13 protein-coding genes are annotated in these 14,454 nt (G+C 68.5%); 8 read left to right on the top strand and 5 right to left on the bottom strand.

Going from position 1 to position 14,454, the window contains the following annotated elements:
- Positions 1 to 137: 137 nt before the first annotated feature.
- From OG975_RS19965 to OG975_RS19950, 4 genes are all read left to right on the top strand, one after another.
- On the top strand, positions 138 to 1,943 hold the full coding sequence (locus OG975_RS19965; RefSeq protein ID WP_406330644.1) for an ABC-F family ATP-binding cassette domain-containing protein: 1,806 nt from the start codon (positions 138 to 140) through the stop codon (positions 1,941 to 1,943).
- Positions 1,944 to 2,589: 646 nt separating this feature from the next.
- Entirely contained in the window at positions 2,590 to 4,500 is a 1,911-nt protein-coding gene (locus OG975_RS19960) for a PQQ-binding-like beta-propeller repeat protein (protein ID WP_406330643.1), read from the top strand.
- A 127-nt stretch (positions 4,501 to 4,627) separates the two neighbouring features.
- Positions 4,628 to 6,532, top strand: coding sequence for a PQQ-binding-like beta-propeller repeat protein (locus OG975_RS19955; RefSeq protein WP_406330642.1), 1,905 nt, complete (start codon positions 4,628 to 4,630; stop codon positions 6,530 to 6,532).
- A 248-nt stretch (positions 6,533 to 6,780) separates the two neighbouring features.
- Positions 6,781 to 7,491 carry a response regulator transcription factor gene (locus OG975_RS19950; RefSeq protein ID WP_327429342.1) on the top strand — a complete coding sequence of 237 codons (711 nt, stop codon included), beginning with the start codon at positions 6,781 to 6,783 and terminating at the stop codon, positions 7,489 to 7,491.
- A gap of 70 nt (positions 7,492 to 7,561) precedes the next feature.
- Here OG975_RS19950 and OG975_RS19945 read toward each other — a convergent pair whose 3' ends face one another.
- Complete coding sequence (locus tag OG975_RS19945; protein ID WP_406330641.1) at positions 7,562 to 9,130, bottom strand: oleate hydratase; 1,569 nt, start codon at positions 9,128 to 9,130, stop codon at positions 7,562 to 7,564.
- A gap of 209 nt (positions 9,131 to 9,339) precedes the next feature.
- Between OG975_RS19945 and OG975_RS19940 the strand changes: the two genes are divergently transcribed.
- Both OG975_RS19940 and OG975_RS19935 read left to right on the top strand, forming a co-directional pair.
- A complete protein-coding gene (locus OG975_RS19940) occupies positions 9,340 to 9,840 on the top strand; it encodes a hypothetical protein (protein ID WP_406330640.1) in 501 nt (166 codons plus the stop codon).
- Entirely contained in the window at positions 9,830 to 10,192 is a 363-nt protein-coding gene (locus OG975_RS19935) for a winged helix-turn-helix domain-containing protein (protein ID WP_406330639.1), read from the top strand. The genes OG975_RS19940 and OG975_RS19935 overlap by 11 nt, the downstream gene beginning before the upstream one ends.
- On the opposite strand, the gene OG975_RS19930 is transcribed toward OG975_RS19935, so the two are convergent.
- Positions 10,193 to 10,390 carry a DUF397 domain-containing protein gene (locus OG975_RS19930; protein WP_406330638.1) on the bottom strand — a complete coding sequence of 66 codons (198 nt, stop codon included), beginning with the start codon at positions 10,388 to 10,390 and terminating at the stop codon, positions 10,193 to 10,195.
- An 8-nt stretch (positions 10,391 to 10,398) separates the two neighbouring features.
- The gene (locus OG975_RS19925) at positions 10,399 to 11,250 is read right to left on the bottom strand and encodes a helix-turn-helix domain-containing protein (protein ID WP_406330637.1); all 852 of its coding nucleotides are present in this window, start codon (positions 11,248 to 11,250) and stop codon (positions 10,399 to 10,401) included.
- A 236-nt stretch (positions 11,251 to 11,486) separates the two neighbouring features.
- Between OG975_RS19925 and OG975_RS19920 the strand changes: the two genes are divergently transcribed.
- Together OG975_RS19920 and OG975_RS19915 are read left to right on the top strand one after the other, a co-directional pair.
- Entirely contained in the window at positions 11,487 to 11,912 is a 426-nt protein-coding gene (locus OG975_RS19920) for an ATP-binding protein (protein WP_406330636.1), read from the top strand.
- Positions 11,913 to 12,073: 161 nt separating this feature from the next.
- Positions 12,074 to 12,232 carry a hypothetical protein gene (locus tag OG975_RS19915; RefSeq protein WP_406330634.1) on the top strand — a complete coding sequence of 53 codons (159 nt, stop codon included), beginning with the start codon at positions 12,074 to 12,076 and terminating at the stop codon, positions 12,230 to 12,232.
- A 66-nt stretch (positions 12,233 to 12,298) separates the two neighbouring features.
- Here the strand turns inward: OG975_RS19915 and OG975_RS19910 are convergent, their stop codons facing one another.
- Positions 12,299 to 12,613: a hypothetical protein gene (locus OG975_RS19910; protein WP_406330633.1), complete on the bottom strand. Its 315-nt coding sequence runs from the start codon at positions 12,611 to 12,613 to the stop codon at positions 12,299 to 12,301.
- Positions 12,614 to 12,653: 40 nt separating this feature from the next.
- Positions 12,654 to 14,357, bottom strand: coding sequence for a sodium:solute symporter family protein (locus tag OG975_RS19905; protein WP_406330631.1), 1,704 nt, complete (start codon positions 14,355 to 14,357; stop codon positions 12,654 to 12,656).
- Between the last annotated feature and the right edge of the window lie 97 nt (positions 14,358 to 14,454).

Here is a 14,454-nt window from a genome sequence, read left to right as displayed (position 1 = left end):
TAGGGGGGTCTGGGGGCGCAGCCCCCAGGAACGGGATGGGACGGGTAGGGGCGGCGGGGGCGAAAAACCTCGCGGCTCGGCTCCTGTGGCGCGCGGACTACCCTTGAGGGTCGATCGTCCCCCTCGTCAGGAGAGAAATGGCCGTCAACCTGGTCAATGTCGAGTCCGTCAGCAAGGTGTACGGCACCCGTGCCCTGCTCGACGGAGTCTCCCTCGGCGTCAGCGAGGGTGACCGCATCGGCGTGGTCGGCCGGAACGGCGACGGCAAGACGACGCTCATCCGGATGCTCGCCAAGCTGGAGGAGGCCGACACCGGCCGCGTCACGCACTCCGGCGGCCTGCACCTGGGGGTACTGACGCAGCATGACTCCCTCGACCCCACGGCCACCGTCCGGCACGAGGTCATCCGCGACATGGCCGACCACGAGTGGGCGGGCAACGCCAAGATCAGGGACGTACTGACGGGCTTGTTCGGCGGGCTCGATCTGCCGGGGTTCCCGCAGGGGCTCGACACCGTCATCGGTCCGCTCTCCGGCGGTGAGCGCCGCCGCATCGCGCTCGCCAAGCTGCTCATCGAGGAGCAGGACCTGATCATCCTCGACGAGCCCACCAACCACCTGGACGTGGAGGGCATCGCCTGGCTCGCCCAGCACCTGCGCGAGCGCCGCTCCGCGCTGGTGTGCGTCACCCACGACCGGTGGTTCCTCGACCAGGTCTGCACCCGCATGTGGGACGTGCAGAAGGGTGCGGTGTACGAGTACGAGGGCGGGTACTCCGACTACGTCTTCGCGCGCGCCGAGCGGGAGCGCATCGCCGCCACGGAGGAAGTCAAGCGGCAGAACCTCGTGCGCAAGGAACTGGCCTGGCTGCGGCGCGGCGCCCCCGCCCGTACCTCCAAGCCGCGCTTCCGCGTCGAGGCCGCCAACGAACTCATCGCGGATGTGCCGCCGCCCCGCGACAAGAGCGAGCTGATGAAGTTCGCCAGCTCACGGCTCGGCAAGACCGTGTTCGATCTCGAAGACGTGACCGTGCAGGCGGGCCCGAAGGTCCTGCTCAAGCACCTCACCTGGCAGCTCGGCCCCGGCGACCGCGTCGGGCTCGTGGGTGTGAACGGCGCCGGCAAGACCTCCCTCCTGCGCGCCATGGCCGAGGCCGCCCGCAGCGAGGGCGAGCAGCAGCCGGTCGCCGGGCGCATCTCCACCGGCAAGACCGTCAAGCTCGCCTACCTCTCCCAGGAAGTCGCCGAACTCGACCCGACCTGGCGTGTGCTCCAGGCCGTCCAGGCCGTCCGCGACCGCGTCGACCTCGGCACGGGGCGCGAACTGACCGCGGGGCAACTCTGCGAGACGTTCGGCTTCAACAAGGAGAAGCAGTGGACGCCCGTGGGGGACCTGAGCGGTGGTGAGCGGCGGCGCCTCCAGCTGCTGCGCCTGCTGATGGACGAGCCCAACGTCCTCTTCCTCGACGAGCCCACCAACGACCTCGACATCGAGACCCTCACCCAGCTGGAAGACCTGCTCGACGGGTGGCCCGGCTCGATGATCGTGATCTCCCACGACCGGTTCTTCATCGAGCGCACGACGGACAACGTGTTCGCGCTGCTCGGCGACGGCACCCTGCGGATGCTGCCGCGCGGCATCGACGAGTACCTGGAGCGGCGCAAGCGCATGGAGGAGGTCGCCGCGGCCGCCGTACTCGCCGCCGCGCCCGCGCCCGCCAAGGCCGCGTCCGCCGCCGACGCCCGCGCCGCCAAGAAGGAGCTCCAGAAGATCGAACGGCAGCTCGACAAGATCTCCGAGAAGGAGACCAAGCTGCACGCCCAAATCGCCGACAACGCCACCGACTTCGCCCGGGTCGCCAAACTCGACACCGAGTTGCGCGAGTTGGCCGGGGAGCGCGAGGAGCTGGAGATGCGCTGGCTGGAGCTCGCGGAGGACGCGTAAGCGAGGGGGCGGCGCGCAGTTGGGCGGGCGGCGCGTAGCTGGGCGGGCGCGCGCCCGTCACTAGGCGGGCGGCGCGGCGGGAGTTGGGCGGCGCGTAAGCGAGATGGACGGCGCGCAGCGAGGTGAGCGGGCGGCGCGTCAGCCACTGGGTGCACGGCGCGTGGATGAGCTCGTACGTGGGAAACGCGCCCCTCTGAAGTCAACGCGCGCCCTGCGCAAGCCATACGTGCACGGCGCGCAAGCCACACGCGTATGTCACTCAAGCCACGGCACACCCGCGCCCTGCGACGGCGCCACACGCCCACCTCGCGCCCCACGAACAGGGCGCGCACGCCCACCAGTACAGCGCGCACGCCCCACGTGCGAGCCGCGGTACGTCCCACGTGCGAGCCGTGCACGCCCAACGACCGTGCCGCGCACAGCGCATGAACGTGCGGCGCGCGCGTGGGTGAAGGGCGCGTGAAGGCGCGTAACGACGGCATCACGGGCCGGTTCTCCCTTGGGAACAGGGAAAGGACCGACCCCCTGTTCCTGTGCGCCGGAGTGATAGAAAGAGCCGTCTGAGAACAGTCTGAGAACCACTGGCCGTGGCGCGAATCCAGCGCCGCCGGTGGGGCGCCACATCAGTGAAGAGGGGGAGCCGCTGATGAGTCAGCCGCCCAATCAGCCGCCGCAGGGCGGCTTTGGAGCACCACAGGATCAGCCGCCGGCGGGGGGTTTCGGCGCGCCGCAGGACCCGCGGGCGCAAGGCGGATTCGGCGCGCCCCCCAACGCACCGCAGGACCCGCGGTCGCAGGGCGCGCCCCCCAACTCGCCCCACGCGCCCCAGGGCACGCCCCCTCCGCCCGCGCAGCCGCCCCAGGCGCCCGCGCCCCCGCAGGCTCCGCCCGCCGGTCCTCCGCAATCGCAGCCGCAGCCCGGTTACGGATACCCCCAGCAGCCGGGCCCCTACGCCCAGCCGGGCCCGTACGCGCAGCCGCAACAGCCGCCGCAGCCGGGGCCGTACGGCCAGCCCGGTCCCTATGGGCAGTCGCAGCCGGGGTACGGATATCCGCCCCAGGCGCAGTACCCGGGCGCGCCCGGCACCCCGCCGCCCGGTGGGCCCGGCGGTGGTTCCAAGAACCCCTTCAAGGGCAAGCCCGCCGTGGTCATCGGCGCCGCCGTGGCCGCGTTGCTCGTGGTCGGCGGCACCGTATGGGCCGTCGGCAGCAGTGGTGACGACGGCAAGAAGTCCAGCGCGGACAAGAGCCAGAGCCCGAGCCAGAGCCCGAAGGCTTCTGCCTCGGACGATCCGGTCAACCCCGGTGACGGCAGCGGCAACGGCGGTGAGGACCCGCAGAACCTCAACGAGGGCCGCCAGGCCGGTGAGGCGAAGGTGCTCTGGTACAAGGAGGCGCCGGACGCGCCCGGTTCGGGTGCCGACGCCCCCGGTCTGTGGATCACCGGCAAGGCCGCGGTGAAGGCGGCGTACAAGCAGGTCTTCGCGTACAACGTCGGGGATGGAAAGCCCACTTGGGACGCGATCACCTTCCCGCAGAAGATCTGCGCGGCCACTCCGCAGAAGACGTCGGACGACAAGGTCGTCGTGGCGTACATGAGCGGTTCCAGTGACAGCGCCAAGTGCAACCAGCTCCAGCAGATCGACCTCGACACCGGCGCCAAGGGCTGGAGCGGGAAGGTCGCCGACGGCGCGCTCTTCGACAGCACGCTCTCCCTCGAACTGTCCATCGCCGGTGACACGTTGGTGGCCGGCCGCTCGATGTCCGGTACGGCGTACGACGTCAGCAGCGGCAAGAAGCTGTGGGACAAGGAGAAGTACGGTTCGAGCTGCTACCCGGCAGGGTTCGCGGGCGGTGCCAAGCTGGTGTCCGTGGCGTCCTGCGGGGCCGGCAGCGACACCGAGCACGACGAGGTGCAGGAGCTGGACCCGGTCACCGGCAAGACCAAGTGGACCACGAAGATCCCCAAGGGCTGGCGGGTCGAGCGCACGTACTCCGTCAACCCCGTCGTCCTCTACATGACCAACGACGACAAGAAGACGGTCAACGTCACCGCGCTGAAGAACAACGGCGACGTCCGTTCGCAGCTCAAGAGCCAGGACACCTTCGCGCCCGAGTGCGGCTACGCCATCCTCGACCGCGATCTGACCGGCTGCCAGGGTGCCGTCGCCGACGCCAACACCCTCTATCTGCCGACCGAGGCGAAGAGCGGCGCCAACGAGGTCGTCGCGTTCAGCCTGGAGACCGGCAAGGAGAAGTGGCGCGTCAAGTCCCCGGCGGACGAGTCGATGATGCCGCTGAAGATGGACGGTACGAACCTCATCGCGTACGTCGAGCCGTCGTACGACGCCGGCGGCCGGATCGTGTCGATCCCGACGACCGGCAGCAGCCACACGACGACGAAGCTGCTGCAGAACCCGCAGGGCACCGCCGACATCGAGAACGGTTTCTTCTCGAAGGCGGTCGACTACGTGGACGGGCGCTTCTACATCTCCACCACCCGGCTGACGGGCAATGACGAGGCGAAGGAGAAGTTGATGCTGGCCTACGGCAAGTGAGCCGACCGCTGCCGCTGCCTCTGCCGCCGCTGCCGTCGCCGCTTCTCCCTCCCGTCCGGTTCTTCACTCTCCGGGCCCACCGCACCTCCGTCCCGTTCGGCCCCTTCGTATCCGAGGTACACACGTCATGAGTCAGCCGCCGCCCCCGCCGCCGCCGAACCAGCCCCCGCAGGGCGGTTTCGGCGCGCCCCAGGACCCGCCGCCGGGTGGTTTCGGTGCCCCGCAGGACCCGCCCCCCGGCGGTTTCGGCGCCCCGACACCCCCGCCGCCCGCGCAGGGCCCCGGCTACGGCTACCCGCAGACGCCCCCGCCTCCGCAGGCGCCCGCGGCTCCGCAGTCGCCCCCGCCCACCCCGCCGCAGGGCCAGCCCCAGCAGCCGTACGGCTACCCGCAGACGCCGCCGCCCCCGGCCCAGCCCGGCTACGGCTACCCGGGCCAGCAGCCGCAGCCGCAGTACGGTGCCCCGGGCCAGCAGCCGCCGTATGGCGCTCCGGGTCAGCAGACCCCGTACGGCTACCCGCAGCCGCAGACCATGCCGATGCAGCCGCAGGCTCCCCAAGGGGGAGGCGGCGGGCGGAAGTTCAACAGCCAGATGGTCATCATCGTGGCGGCCGTGGTGGCCGTCGCGCTGATCGTCGGCGGCGGTATCTGGTACGCGGGCTTGTCCGGCGAGGACGACAGCAAGAACACCTCCGCCGGTGCGAGCGGCGGCACCGGCGGCAAGGACGGCAAGGACGACGGCAAGACCACCGGTTCCACCGGCAAGGAGAAGGTCCCGTCCAACACCGGCTCCTCGGTGCTGTTCCAGATCCCCGCGCCCGCCGTGAACAAGGACGACAGCAGCGTCACCACGGTCGGCTCCTGGCTCACCGACAAGGTGTACGCCAAGAGCGGCAACGCCGAGGTCGACGGCTACGACCCCGAGTCCGGCGCGAAGCTGTGGACGATCAAGCTCCCCGGCCCGGTGTGCCAGGCCAGCCGGCACAGCACCGACGCCAACCGGACGGCGATCATCTACGAGCCCGCCATGCCGACCAAGGAGGACCCCTCCCACGGTTGCAGCCAGCTCGCCGCCCTCGACCTCGACACCGGCACGAAGCTGTGGACCAAGACGGTCAAGTCCGGTGACCAGGACATCAGCCTCGACAACGTCACCGTGAGCGCGAACACGGTCGCCGCGGGCAGCACCAGCGGCGGCGCCGCGTTCGACATCTCCACCGGCAAGCAGCTGTGGGCGCCGAAGCCGACCGACAGCTGCTACGACGCCGGGTACGGCGGCGGCGACAAGCTGGTCGCGGTCCGCAAGTGCGGTGAGTACGGGAGCACCCGTCAGCTGCACATCCAGACCATCGACCCGAAGTCCGGGACGGTGATCTCCGAGTACAAGATGTCGCCCGGCATCGAGTACGCGAGCGTCGTGTCGACGAACCCGCTGGTCGTCGCGGCCGACGTCGGCGACTCCGCCGGTGACGGCAGCGGCATCTCGGACTTCTTCTCCATCGACAGCAAGACCGGCAAGCTGCGTACGAAGATCTCGGCGCCCGGGAAGACGTACGCCGCCCGGTGCGACGGCATCACCAGGATCGAGTACTGCTTCTCGCTCGCCGTCGGCAACGACAAGCTCTACATCCCGACCGAGGAGCACGACGGCTCCGGCGACTACAGCCGGACCAACGAGATCATCGCATTCGACCTGGCGACCGGAAAGCAGACCGGCCAGCGCGCCGACGCGGGTGACGGCTACTCCATCACCCCGCTGCGCATGGACGGCGGCAACCTCCTCGCGTACAAGTCTCCGCCGTACGACAAGGGCGGGCAGATCGTCAGCATCGACGGCACGTCCTTCAAGGAGACCAAGCTCCTGGAGAACCCGTCGACGGAGGCGACCCGCGACGTGGAGACGAGCATGCTCCCGGAGTACGCGGAGGTCATCTACAAGGACGGCCACCTGTATATGTCCGCGCCCTACGCCAGCAAGCTGTCGGCGTCGGACGACAAGGAGTACCTGGCGATCGCCTTCGGAGCGAAGTAGCCGAGGCTGAGCCTCTGGATCTCTCTCTCCTACGTCTCCCACGGCCCCGTCCCTGTTCAGGGGCGGGGCCGTGCGCGTACCCCTCATCACTCCCGAATGGTAGGGATTTCGATATTCCGGGGCACTTCTCTCCAGTAGGGGAAGCGCAACGTCGAACAAGCGTGTAGCTTCCGGGGGATGGAGAGCCGGGGGGCTCCTAATCCACGGGGAACCAGTGGGGATGCTTGGGGGGACTGGGGGGTTGCCTGATGGGAGTGCGGCTCATGGTGGTCGACGACCACCGACTGCTCGCCGAGGCCTTGGCCTCGGCCTTGAAGCTGCGAGGGCACCGCGTGCTCGCCGCGGCGGCGCCCGCCGCTGGAGCGGCGGAGCTGGTGATCACACGGGCACCCGAGGTGTGCCTGATCGGTACGGCGACACCCGCCGAGCCGGGAATCTTCGACCCGGTGGTGAGGATCAAACGGGAGCGCCCGCAGGTGGCGGTCCTGGTCCTGGGCCCGGTACCGAACCCACGCGGCATCGCCGCCGCGTTCGCCGCCGGCGCCTCGGGCTACGTACGCCATGACGAACGCATAGAGGGAGTCGAGCGCGCGATCATGAAGGCCCGCGCGGGCGAGGCGGCCGTGGCCCCGCAACTGCTCCAGGGCGCCTTCAGTGAACTCCTCAACCCCGCCGCCCAGCCGGACGACGAGGGCCAGCGACTGCTCCAGATGCTGACGCCGAGGGAGGTCGAGGTCCTGGTCCGGGTCGCGGACGGTGAGGATACGAGGCTGATCGCCGCCGGGATGGGGATCGCTCCGTCGACTGCCCGGACCCATGTCCAGCGGGTGCTGATGAAGCTGGGGGTGGGGTCGCGGCTGGAGGCGGCCGCGCTGGCGGCGCGGACGGGGTTGCTGGACCGGGCGGGGCCCGTGGCGGCACATTCGCCCGGACCTCAGGAGCCCCGGCCGCTGGAGTGAACGGCGAGCAGGTCCGGCGCCGGCGGAGCGTTCGGCGCCGGTGAAGCGTTAAGCGGCACGGGCGGGGCGCTCAGCGTCGGTGCAGCGTTTCCAGTGCTTCGACGAGAACCCTCGGATTGTGCTGGCCCTTGTAGACCGGCGGTGGCTGCCTGTCGAGGTGGAGCAGCCCGGCCACCGCGGTCCAGGCCGTGCGCACGGAGTACTCGACGGTGAAGACGACATCGTCGGGGACTTCCGCGTACTGGCCGATGAAGGCGAGGTTGGTCGACTTCTCGGGCACCACCGGCGGCCGGTCACCCGCGCCGCGCACCAGGAACTGGCTGGTGATGTACGGCATCAGGGCGGGGACGACGATCGAGTTGTCGAGGATCTGCGGGGCCTGCTCGAAGCGCAGGTGCTCCAGGACCTCGTCGAGGATCTCGCGGCCGGTGCAGTGCCGCATGGGCTTCTTGACGAAGTCGCCCTCCTTGTCCGGGAACAGGCCGTATCCCCACCACACGAAGGTGTCCTCGGGCTGGTCACGGAAGTGCGGCTGGTGGTTGAGGACGATGGTCAGCAGCCAGTTGGAGTCCTTGAAGGTGATCAGGCCGCCCTTGCCCGCCTCGCTGCCGCTGAAGTCCTCCATCAGCTTGAAGAAGGTGGGGTCCTGGGTGGTGACGGTGAAGGACGCCCAGGTGGAGTCCTGGACGGACGAGTGGAACACGGCCGGGTTGCCCAGGCTGCCGGGGCGTTTGGCCGCGAGGGTGTCCCACAGGGCCCAGGCGCCGCTGGAGCCGGAGGTGTCCAGGACGGGTGCGGTGTCGGTGGAGCCCAGGGTGGAGTCGGCGGTCATCGAGCCGTTGGTGACCATCACCAGGTCGTCGGGGCCGAGCGTGATCTCCTCGGTGCGGCCGCCGCGCGTCAGGGTGAGCGCGGTGACGGTGAGCGCGTCGCCGTCGGCGAGCCGCAGGTCGGTGACCCGCGTGCCGAACTGGAAGGTCACCCCCTGCTCGGTGAGCCACTTCATCATCGGGCGGACGATCGAGTCGAACTGGTTGAAGCGTGTCCGGTAGATCCCGGACATGGTGTCGAAGGTCTTGAACAGATGCACGAACCGGTTCAGATAGCGGCGGAACTCGATCGCGCTGTGCCACGGTTCGAACGCGAAGGTGGTGCACCACATCCACCAGAAGTTGGTGGTGAAGAACTCCGGGCTGAAGCAGTCGGTGATCCGCTTGCCGTCCAACTGCCCCTCGGGCGTGGCCACGCACTTCACGAGCTCCACGCGGTCGCGCTCCGTGAAGCCCATCGAGTGCGACGCGACCACGGTGCCCGACGCGTCGACCAGCCGGGCGTGATCGTTCCAGGCGAAGTCGTCGTGGAAGGCGAAGGTGTCCTCGGTGACCGACTTCGAGGGATCGTCCAGGGAGGGGATCGAGCCGAGCAGGTCGTACGTGCAGTCGAAGTGCACCTCGAACATACGGCCACCGCGCATGGTGTACCCGGTCTCGGGTGACCCTGCGGCGTCCAGACTGCCGCCCTCCCGGTCCTGCTCCTCCAGGAGCACGATGTCGGACCCCGCGAACCCGCCCTCGCGGATCAGAAAAGCCGCCGCCGACAGCGCGGCGACGCCGCTGCCCACCAGGTATGCCTTCGCCACGGACGAACTCCTTCTGCTGACGGCCCCTGCACGATGTTGGGCACCCGGAGGGGTGCTCTTGGCACGGTATGCGGTGGTACGTGCCAACGCTCGTCGACGTCACCAATGGGCGGGCCTTGCTTGCGAATCGAGCACACATTTTCCGTGTAGGAAAGTGTGTGCCATGCTGGCAACCTCAGGGTCTTGTCGGCCGGAAAGGTAGCGGTCTCGTGTCTCTTGGTGCTCATGACGGCGGTGCGGAGCGGGTGGGGGTGTCCCCGGCGCAGGCGACCGACACGCTGGCTCAGGTGGAGTCGGTACGGGCCGGGGTGCGGGGGTGGCGGGCTCCGGGGTGGTTCCCGGCGGTGGGAGGTCTGGTCTTCGGTCTGGACGTGGCGGGGTGGGCCGCCATGCAGGAGGAGCGGCTCCTGGCGCTGCCGGTGGCGGTGTTCACCTGCTGCATCGCATGGATGTTCGTTCGGATGAACGTTCAGGTGACCGGGGTGCAGGTTGCGCTCTCCCAGCGCCTCCGCAACGTACGGCGCATGAGCGAGGCGTTGGGGCTCATGGCGTTGAGCGTCGCCGTCTGGGCGGTGTGCCGACTCGGCGGTGCCGGTGACATGGCGTGCGTCGTGGTCCCCGCCGTCGTGGGTGCCGCAGGGGCTTGGGCCGTGTTCGCCCGCCGCAACCGTTCCCAGTCGCCTGACGCCAGGAGGGACCATGCCCGCTGAGGGAGGCCTGTCCCAAGCGGGCTTCAACGAGCTCATCCACCACCCGAGCCGACTGGCCGTGCTGGCCTTCCTCTCCGGCTGCGTCGAGGCGGACTTCGCACTCGTACGCGACCGGTGCGAACTGTCCGACTCGGCGCTGAGCAAGATCACCAGAACGCTGGAAGAGGCCGGCTACGTCGACGTCCGCAAGGGGCGCGTCAGCCGCAGGGCCCGTACGTGGCTCTCCCTGACTCCCGAGGGGCGCGACGCACTGGCCGCCCATCTCGACGCGCTTCGGGCTGTGGCCGAGGCGGCGCGCTCGGCTGCCGTGCAGGAGGCCGACACGGGTCGCCATGGCGTGCCTGACAAATGATCACGCGGTGAGCGTGCCGGACTTTATGTGGTGGAGGAGTGCGGCGAGCGGGGTGGGGGTGGTGGTGAGGTGAGTGGCTGGGGTGTCGCTCTCGCGGAGGTGGAGGGAGCGGGGGTCGGTGGTGCCTATTTCCACGCAGTCGTTGCCGTCGCCGAAGCCTGAGTAGGACGACTTCTGCCAGTTGTCGGGGGTCGTCATGGCACGCCTCACAATTCCTTCGTCAGCCTGTGGATGAAGTCACGCGAACGTTCGGGCTCGAGTGACACAGCTTCCACCTTACGGAAAAGCGTTCGAAGGGCGTGGAGTTGAGGCTCGGAGTCGATGAAGGCCGTGCCATGGGGTGTGTCGCGCAAGGCGGTGTCCAGCTTGGGTACGGTCCCGCCCACGTACGTCATGGCGCTTGCGGCGCCGGCGAAGCCGTCCAGGTCGAAGGGGATGACGCGTACGGTGATGTGATCTGCTTCGGAGAGTTCCAGGATGTTGGCGAGCTGCGTACGTGAAGCGGCTCGATCGCCGACTCTGATACGCAGCGCCGATTCGTGGATCACTGCTTTGTACAGGACCGGGTTGGGGCCCTCGATGGCAACCTTCCGGTCCATCCGATGGCGGACGCGCAACTCAAGCTCGCCGTAGGGCGGTTCGGGGACCTTGTACGAGAAGATGGCGCGGGCGTAGTCCTCTGTCTGAAGCAGGCCGGGGATGTACAGGAACTCCACGTTGTGCCGGTAGGTGGCGTGGTACTCCAACTCGGCGAGATCCAGGAATGGCATAGGTAGCAGCCCTCGGTACTTCTCCCACCAACCGCGGGTCCGATCGGTCGCCATCGCCACCAGCGCGTCGATCAACTCTTCGTCAGCGCAAGAGTATTGGGCGGCCAGGCGCCGCACACGTTCCTCGCTGACGCCTGCGACTCCGGATTCGATCTGGCTCATCTGGGCGGAGTTCACCCCCAGTAGGGTCGCCGCTTCGGTGGCCTTCAGCCCTGCGGCATCCCGAAGTTTGCGCAGCTCGGCGCCCAGGCGCATCTGCCGTGCCGTGGGATTTCGCCGTGTTGCCATGTGCAGCTCCCTGGTTCAACTTGCACTCCGGGATGCCCCGTTCGGGTGCGAGATTACGCGAACGACTTGCGTGGTAGCAATTTTCAGACCTACCGTCAGTGACGCGACGCACACGCTGCGGAACCACGGGATCACCGGAAGCGCACCACTCCGTCCTGCCACGACGGCCGTGACATGCCACCGCCCGACATCCGCAGATGCCCCCCAACTCCCCACCCCACGAACGGAGTTCAGTCATGCCCAAACCAGAAATCGAGCTCGAACCCGAACCCGCTCCCTGGGAGTACGCCCTCCACATCCCCCACGACGCTCGCGCCGTCACCGTCTGCCGCCGCACCGTCCGCCTCATCCTCACCCTGCACGGCCTGATCCGCCTCGCCGACGTCGCCGAGCTGCTCGCGGCGGAGCTGGTCTCCAATGCCGTACGGCATACGAAGGGCCCCGCGGCCCTGCGGCTGCACTGGCGGGACGGAGTCCTGCGCATCGGCGCGTGGGACGCGAACCCCGAACCACCGCCGTACGAACTGACGTTGACCCCCGACGCGGAGGCGGGCCGCGGCCTCACCCTCGTGCGGGCCTGCGCTGACAACTGGGGCTGGCATCCGCTGCGGCAGGGCGGCGACACAGGCAAGTACGTGTGGTGCGACCTTGCTGCCGCGTAGCTCGTTTGACGTCTGGCCTGGTGGATGACCAGGCGAAGGGGATTTGGAGGGACCTGATGTCACCGGTGAACTACTTCTTCAGGCACCTGGTGGCCGAACGGACGCGCGATGAAGGGCGCGTTGAAGGGCGAGTTGAAGGGCGAGTTGAAGAGCGCGTCGCGATGACTCTGAGGATCCTGGAGCTGCGCGGCCTCCAAGTCCCCGAGTCCGTCCGGCTCCGGGTAGAGGCGTGCTCTGACCTGGACCAGCTCAAGGCCTGGTTGGAACGGGCCCTCCACGTGACCGACGCCGAGGACCTGTTCTCCGCACAGCCTGAATAGCCGTAGAGCCCGATTAGCCGTACGGGGCCGCAGTCCCCTCAAGGACTCCGGCCCCTCCCGAGGGCGTTACTCCGACGGCGGCTCCTCCCCGTCGGACATCGGCACCGGTGGCGCCAGCGGCCGCAGCCACAGCCACCCCAGGAAGAAAAGCCCCAACGCCAGCATGCCCAGGCCCGTCCAGAGGTTGATGTTGACGCCCCCGGCCTTCTCCAGGTTGGCGTCGGAGACGGTGATGCCGGCGATCGTGACGATGATGCCGTAGACCACGAACAGGCCGCCGATCATGAGGCGGATGTCGAAGAGGCGCGTGGCGGTCGCGGACGTTTTCTCCAGCTCGGTGACCTCGCGCTGGACGTCGCGGTCCGAGTAATGGTCGGACATGGTTGATCAATCCTCCCTCGTCAGATGGGATCAGGCGCGATCAGAACGAGAACGGGATGTAGCAGGCAGCCGCCAGGATCAGCGCGCCCCAGCCCAGCAGCGCCGGCCTGCGGTACCAGGCGTCGTCGCCGGCGGCGGGCGGCTCGGCCATGCCGGGGGAGCGGGTGCCGTACACCAGGCCTTCGAGGTCCTCCGCCGGCTTGGGGGCTGTGACGAGCGAGACCGCCACCATCACGACCGCGCCGGCCACGAAGCCCGCGATCGCCGAGACGAAGTTGGCGCCCTGGTCGGAGGGGAAGCCGATGATGTCCCGCTTGTAGAGGACGAAGTAGTTCACCATCGCCGCCGTCGTGCCTGCCAGCAGGCCCCAGAAGCCCGACTTCACCGACGCGCGCTTCCAGAACATGCCCACGATGAAGACCACGAACATCGGCACGTTGAAGAAGGAGAACAGCGTCTGCAGGTAGCTCATGATGTTGGAGAAGGACGACGCCAGGAACGCCGTGCCCATCGACGCCACTACGCCGACCACCGTGATCAGGCGGCCGAAGCGGACGTAGTAGGTGTCCTCCCGGTCGGTCACCACGTACTTCCTCCAGATGTCCGACGTGAAGACCGTGTTGAAGGACGAGACGTTGGCCGCCATGCCTGCCATGAAGGCCGCGAGGAGGCCCGTCACCGCGATGCCGAGTACGCCGTTGGGCAGGAGCTCCTGCATCAGGTACGGGATCGCGTCGTTGTACTGGAGGTCCGAGCCGCTCGTGCCGATCTTCGGGACCAGGACGGCCGCCACCAGGCCCGGGATCATCACCAGGAAGACGATGAAGATCTTCGGGTATGCGGCGATCAGTGGGGTGCGCTGGGCCGCCGACAGGTTCTTCGCGGACAGGGCGCGCTGCACCTCCGCGAAGTTCGTCGTCCAGTAGCCGAAGGAGAGCACGAAGCCGAGGCCGAGCACGATGGTCAGCCAGTTCGCGCCGAGCGGGTTGTCGCTGCCGATGCCCGTGCCGCCCCAGGCGGTGGTGAAGTCGGCGCCGTGGGTCTGGTCGAGCGAGTGCGTCAGGCCGTCCCAGCCGCCGACCCGCTTCAGACCGAGCGCGGCGATCGGGATGAGCGCGGCGAGGATCACGAAGAACTGCAGCACCTCGTTGTAGATCGCCGAGGAGAGGCCGCCGAGCGTGATGTAGGCGAGGACGAAGAAGCCGGCCACCACGATCGCCACCCACTGCGGCCAGCCGAGGAGCGCCTCGACCACGATCGCCAGTGAGTAGAGATTGACACCGGCGATCAGAATCGCGGCGAAGGCGAACAGGATCGAACTCAGCAGGTGCGCCCATTTGTCGAACCGGAGCAGCAGGAACTCCGGGACCGAGCGGACCTTCGAGCCGTAGTAGAAGGGCATCATCACCAGGCCCAGGAAGACCATCGCCGGGATGGCGCCGATCCAGTACCAGTGCACGGTGTAGACGCCGTACTGCGCGCTGTTCGCGGCCATGCCCAGGATCTCCGTGGCGCCCAGGTTGGCCGAGATGAACGCGAGGCCGGTGATCCAGGCGGGCAGTGAGCGCCCGGACAGGAAGAAGTCGAGGCTCGTCTTCACCGAGCGGCGGGCGGCGAAGCCGATGCCCAGCACGACGACGAAGTAGATGCCGAGGATCGTGTAGTCGAGCCCGTTCGTGGGGAGCCGGAGTCCCTCGGCCAGAGTGCCGGCCAGCTGGTTGGCCGTGTATGCGGGGGTTTGCATGCCCGTATCTATGCCCCATGGGTCCCGGAAGGCTGCTCAAGCTCCACAGACACCCCCCAAACCACCGCAGGCATTGACGTCGCTGTTGCATTGTGGT

Source organism: Streptomyces sp. NBC_00203 (assembly GCF_045206325.1).
GTDB lineage: Bacteria > Actinomycetota > Actinomycetes > Streptomycetales > Streptomycetaceae > Streptomyces > Streptomyces lutosisoli.
Note: the sequence above shows the minus strand (reverse complement) of the source record. Positions and strands in the feature narration are given on the sequence as shown.